Source organism: Deltaproteobacteria bacterium (assembly GCA_019310525.1).
Taxonomy (GTDB): Bacteria; Desulfobacterota; DSM-4660; order Desulfatiglandales; family HGW-15; genus JAFDEE01.
Map to the genome: position 1 here is coordinate 63301 of JAFDEE010000010.1, position 6000 is coordinate 69300.

The 6000-nt window shown below is 52.3% G+C and carries 3 protein-coding genes; 2 read left to right on the forward strand and 1 reads right to left on the reverse strand.

Going from position 1 to position 6000, the window contains the following annotated elements:
- The first annotated feature begins 346 nt into the window (after positions 1 to 346).
- A complete protein-coding gene (locus JRF57_02725) occupies positions 347 to 1657 on the forward strand; it encodes an aminotransferase class I/II-fold pyridoxal phosphate-dependent enzyme (GenBank protein MBW2302608.1) in 1311 nt (436 codons plus the stop codon).
- Positions 1654 to 3486 (forward strand): GAF domain-containing sensor histidine kinase, encoded by a 1833-nt coding sequence (locus tag JRF57_02730; GenBank protein ID MBW2302609.1) that lies wholly within the window; start codon positions 1654 to 1656, stop codon positions 3484 to 3486. Before JRF57_02725 ends, JRF57_02730 begins: the two co-directional genes overlap by 4 nt.
- A gap of 18 nt (positions 3487 to 3504) precedes the next feature.
- Here JRF57_02730 and JRF57_02735 read toward each other — a convergent pair whose 3' ends face one another.
- Complete coding sequence (locus JRF57_02735; GenBank protein MBW2302610.1) at positions 3505 to 5754, reverse strand: PBP1A family penicillin-binding protein; 2250 nt, start codon at positions 5752 to 5754, stop codon at positions 3505 to 3507.
- Between the last annotated feature and the right edge of the window lie 246 nt (positions 5755 to 6000).

The following is a 6000-nucleotide window of genomic DNA, read 5'->3' on the forward strand; positions in this document are numbered from 1 at the left end:
ATCCGGAGAGGCCCCACGCAAATGAACGGACCCCGCCACCTTAGACCCTGGAATATATAAAGATTGCCGTTTTTAAGTCAAGTTATAATTGGATGCGTGGTTTTTTGCAAAATCTGGAAACGAGAAACCCTGGGCGATGCCCTGCAAAGGCGAACCTTTACACTCTGCGGCCGCGGGTTCCCTAGAGTTCCCTTTCCCTGACCTTGCTACTCCTCCATTGATTTTGCTTGACACGGAAAGGGGCCGCTCGTTAATAAATTGACAGACGATAAAGACCAATTTCATTGAACCGGACCCGGAGACCCGGGGAATTGGCTGATATCGAAATCCTGAAAGGGAGGTTTTGATGAATCCTTTAGCGCAGGAACTCAATAAGATCATTCAAGAAACCAATCCTTACATTTATGAGATGCTTTCTGATGTAGGGAAAAATTTATTCTTCCCTAAGGGAATCCTCACACAAAGCGCAGAAGCGAAGGAAAAGGCATACAGGTTCAACGCCACCATCGGGATGGCCACCGAGAAGGGCGACATCATGCATCTCCCGTCGGTCATGTCTATGATAAGGGGGCTGACTCCCCGTGAATCTCTCTCCTACGCCCCTTCCTTCGGGATCCCTTCCCTGCGAGAAACATGGCGCGACGCCCTCTTTCAGAAAAACCCCTCTTTGCGAGGAAAACCGATCAGCCTTCCCGTGGTGACAAATGCCATTACCCATGGTCTGAGTGTAATTGCCGACATGTGGGTCAACCCGGGGGATGTGATCATCCTTCCCGACAAGATGTGGGGAAACTATAACCTGATTTTTTCCGTTCGTCGGGGTGCTGACATCGTTCATTTCAATCTCTTCAACGACCAGGGAGGATTCGATCTCGAATCCTTTGAAAAATGCCTGATGGATCAGGCCGGTAAGCGGGAAAAAATCATCCTCATTCTCAATTTCCCGAACAACCCGACCGGATACACCGTAACCATACAAGAAGGGAACCGTATTGCAGAGATCTTGCAGTCCCTGGCCGCCCAAGGTAAACAAATTGTCGCGATAACCGATGACGCCTATTTCGGGCTTTTCTATGATGAGGACATACTCAAGGAATCTCTTTTCGCCCGCCTCGTGGACCTGGATCCAAGGCTATTGGCCATCAAGCTCGATGGAGCCACCAAGGAGGACTATGTCTGGGGATTGAGGGTGGGATTCATTACGTACGGGGGTCGTTTCAACGGAAACGCCTCAGATCTGTTCAACGCCCTGGAGAGAAAGACGGCCGGAGCAGTCCGCGGATCCATTTCCAACGCTTCCCATTTGGGGCAATCCATCATTCTCAAGGCCCTGAACTCCGAATCCTACCAGCAGGAGATCCGCGAAAAGTACGATATCATGAAGGGACGGGCCCAGGCTGTCAAGGAGGTCCTGACAGACTCCAAGTATGCCTCAGCATTTCAGCCTTACCCTTTCAATTCCGGATACTTCATGTGTATCCGGCTGAAAAAGGTAGACGCCGAAACCCTCAGGGTCCATTTGCTGGAAAAATATGGTGTGGGCCTGATCTCCCTGGGAAGTCACGACCTGCGGGTAGCCTTCTCCTGTGTTGAAAAGGAAGATATCCCGGAGCTGTTCGACACGATTCTTCAAGGCGTACAAGACCTTGGAGGATGATGATGCTCAGAAACAAGGAAGATGACTTCCTTGAAAGCCTGAAAAAGCAGGCATGGGCTGATTCCTGCCCTCAGGATGACCGTTTCTGGGAAGGTCTTAACACCTGGATCAAGGATGACTTGCTGCCGGAATTTCTTTCCCGGATCACCAGTCAGATCGACGAACTCATTGAAATCAATCCTGATCTCTCCGAGCCCAAGATCCTCACTCTGGCCGCCAAGTATATGGTCGATTTCCTGGGAGCCCGTTCCGCCTCGGTACGCATCTACGATCCCCATACTGAACAGATGCTCTCCTATGGATCCTTTCCCCTTGACGAGGCATCGAGACCTACGTATATCCCTTTGGAGAAGAGCATTGCAGGGGAGGTCGTAAAGACCCTGGAGACGTACCTGGTCCCTAACATCCTGGAAGAAGACCTCTTTAAGGACAAAACCATAACCGATAGGAAAGGCGTCTTTTCCCTCATGGCCGTGCCCTTGAGAATCCCGCGCTTTTTTCCGACCGAAAGAGACACTGCGGGTGTTATTCAAATCTACTTCCCGGAAAAAAACCGCAAATTTACACCCATCGAAATCCAAACCGCAGAGGTCATGGCAAAGCGATTGAGTTTCGTGGTCGCCAGGAAAAAAATCCTTTCCATGCAGCGGGTAAACGAGAAAAAAGAAACGATCGTCCGGCAAATCTTCACCAAACTGGGCTCCGGGCACGGGGTCAAAATGAAAGAGGTTTTCAACCGTATAATCCCTGAACTGGCCGACATCATCAATATCCAGAGCTGCGCTCTGTTCGCCGTCTCGGAAGATTCCGAACACGTGATCCTTGAGGCCGGTTACCCTGACCAGATCGGCTACCACGGGGTGGGCAAACGTTTCTCCATTCACAGTGAACCCGCTTTTGAGTTGATTTTGAACCGCAGGCATTTTCCTGAAGAATCGCCTTATGAAGTGTTGACCCAGGCCTATCTTCTCATCATGGACCCCCAGAAAAGCGGGTTACTTTCCGAGAGGCTCAAGGATTTCGCATCAGCACACAATATCAACTCCATCCTTTATGTTCCTCTGAATGTGGGAGAAGAAATCACCCATTTCATGACCTTTGATGCCCTGGACCAGCGCCAGCGGTACAGCGAGGAGGAAATCGAGATCTTCCTCTTTCTCGGCCGGGAGCTGATGAAGGCCCAGAGAATGGAACGCCTGGACGATATTCTCCATGACTTCAAGAATCCCGCCATTGCCACGGCCGGATTCGCAAGGCGGCTGAAGCGCCTCCTGTTGGAAGAAAACCTCAGGAAAAATAAAAAGAAGATCATGCGTTATGTGGACATCCTCCTGGATGAGACCAGCCGCCTTCAGGAGATGGCTCTGAGCCTGTACCAGATCGGAAAGGAACAAACAGTCAATCTGACGGAGGTCCTGAGGCAACGCTTTGAGATCAACCGGGAGGCCATCAGGGAACAGCTCAAACAAAATGTGGACCTCCAGGAGGGTCCTTTCCAGAACCCCCTCCTCGTTCGCTGCTACCCCCTTCACCTGGAAAGGATCCTCGACAACCTCCTAAACAACGCCACCAACGCCATTCCCTTGAAAGGGGGCAAGCTCGGCATCAGAACCTACCAGGAAAATGGTTGGGCCTGTGCCGAAATCACAAACACGGGGTTGATCTCCGACGAAGAGCGCCTGCGGTTGCTGGAAGGAGAAGGCAGGGGCCGGGGCATCTACATCACTCACCGTATCATCCGACTGCTCAAGGGTAAAATCGACGTAAAGGTCGGAAAGAACACCACCACCCTCATCGTGAGGCTTCCCCTGCAGGTTGCGGCGACGTAAGGAAAGCCGCTGGGTCCTTTACGGGGAGGTTTCCATGTCGAACTGGGAAAACTGCCCGCTTTTTGCCGCCTTTGGGGGCGGCGAATAGGTCTGGGGTTCGGTTCCCGCCTTGAAGGCCTGGAATACCGTCTTTCGGGAATAGGGTCCTGCAAGAAGCCCTGTCTTGGCGTCGATCTTGGCTATGACGATGCTACCACCCTCCGGAAAGGAGAACTCTTCAACCGGGCGATCCTTGAGGACATCAGACATAAAGTAGAGCCATATAGGGCTTGCCGCCCTTGATCCTGTTTCCCCTTTCCCCATTGGAGTCCGATCATCATACCCGACCCAGACTCCCGTGACCAGGCTCGGCGTAAACCCCATGAACCAGGCGTCCCTGAGGTCATTGGTGGTCCCGGTCTTTCCCGCTGCGGGACGCTTCAGGGCCTTCACCCGCCAGCCCGTCCCTTCCTGGACCACGGCACGCAGGATATCCGTCATTACATAGGCGGTTGATTCAGGGATGGCCTCCCGGAATGTGGGATGGTTTTCCTCAAGAATCTGTCCATTTCGATCCAGGACCTTTTCAATAAAAATAGGTTCTACGAGTTTTCCGCCGTTTGCAAACACGGCGTAGGCCCTGGTCAGTTCCTTCAAAGAAACGCCCGAGGAACCCAGGGCGAGGGAAAGATCAGGACTCAGACGGGATTCAATTCCCATGCGCCTTGCATAGTTGATGGTGTAAGAGATGCCTATTTTCTTTAATATCTTGACTGTTATGACATTCCTCGACTTGATGAGAGCGGTCCTGAACAGCGTGGGCCCGAAAAACTTCTCCTTGTAATTCTTCGGTCTCCAGACATCCTTTCCGGGGTCCAAAGAAGAAACGTACGGGGCATCAAGGATGACGGTCGAAGGGTTCATGCCCTTGTCCAGGGCCGCCGCATAAATGATGGGCTTGAACGCGGATCCGGGCTGGCGCCTGGACTGAATAGCCCTGTTGAATTGGCTCTCATAAACCGAGGCCCCCTCCTCCTTGATTCTTACGAGCACCACATCCCTTACCTTGAGAACTTTTCCAGGATCCTTGACCACCACATTGTAATAGGCCACCTTGGGATTCGGCTTCCGTGCCCACTTCATATCCTTGAGGGCGATGACCCCGGTCCTGTTCCCTACGCGGACGATTACCCGCTTCTTTTCCCGGTCCACTTCCTGGACAACCCCTTCAAGCACATCCCCCACAGCGGGCGGCCGACTCTCCAGTTTTTCGGCCACGGACCTGTTGAACGCCTCCACCTCACCGGGCGCCAAGTGTCGCAACGGCCCCCTGTAACCTTCCCTTTTGTCCAGTTCGAGCGTCCCTTTCTCTATGGCCCTTCTAGCGGCTGCCTGCATCTCCAGGTTCAGGGTTGTATAGACCTTGAGCCCTCCCCTGTAAAGACGGTCACGACCATAGGTCCTCTCAAGGTATTGACGCACGTATTCTGTGAAGTAAGGTGCCTTTTTAAAGGGGGTATCCTGTACATGCCTGACCTGAATCTCCTGGGCCAGAGCCTCTTTTTCCTGTTCCTCGGTGATGTACCCCTCCTCCCGCATGCGTTGGAGAACATAACGCTGCCGCGCCTTGGCCCTGTCAAAATGGAGGATCAGGGAATAGCGGCTGGGTGCCTGGGGCAGACCGGCCAGCAGAGCTGATTCCGCCAGGTTGAGTTCCATGGCGCTCTTTCCAAAGTAAGTCCGTGCAGCCGCCTCGACGCCGTAAGCCCCGTGGCCGAGGTAGATCTGGTTGAGATAGAGAAAAAGGATCCGTTCCTTGGAGAAATTCTTTTCTATTTGCAAGGACAAGATCGCTTCCCTTACCTTCCGTCGATAAGTCTTTTCAGGATTTTTCAAAAGCAAGGACTTGGTCACCTGCTGGGTGATGGTGCTCCCGCCCTGCTCAATCTTTCCAGCCATAAGGTTCTTGATGAACGCCCTGAAAATGCTGGCAAAATCCACGCCCTCGTGTTCGAAGAACCGAGAATCCTCCGCTGCGATAAAGGCCTGGATCAAGTGCTTGGGAATCCGTTCAAGGGGAACCACGATCCTCTTCTCATCCCAGAATCGCCCGATTACCTGACCGTCATCACTGTAAATTTCCGTGATTATTGGGGGGGTGTACTCTTCGAGGGATCCGATATATGGCAGGTTGCTTGACCAGAGGTACCATAGGGCCGCACCGGTTCCGGCCCCGGCAAGGAAGAGGAAAACCAAAAGAACTATTGCGATTTTGAAAAACCTTTTCACCTGGCACTTCCCGCTTAGAAGGATAGGAGTTTGCTGCAAAAATGTGTGAAAAATATATATGACACAAGGATCTAATGATGTAAAGCCCAAGCGGAAACAAGGGGTTCGCGGAATATTTGCCAAAAGGAGGCATGGATAAACTGCAAGCACCTTCACCGTTCAACGGAAAGAGTGCTCAGGGAAGGTCTTAAGGATAAACCCGAATTATGCGCGAATGTTTACCGGAGCGATAGAGGATAACGGGAT

Excerpts from the sequence above, each read along its gene's own strand:
- JRF57_02730 (MBW2302609.1), top strand. The coding sequence starts at position 1,654 with ATGATGATGCTCAGAAACAAGGAAGATGACTTCCTTGAAAGCCTGAAA.
- JRF57_02725 (MBW2302608.1), top strand. The coding sequence starts at position 347 with ATGAATCCTTTAGCGCAGGAACTCAATAAGATCATTCAAGAAACCAAT.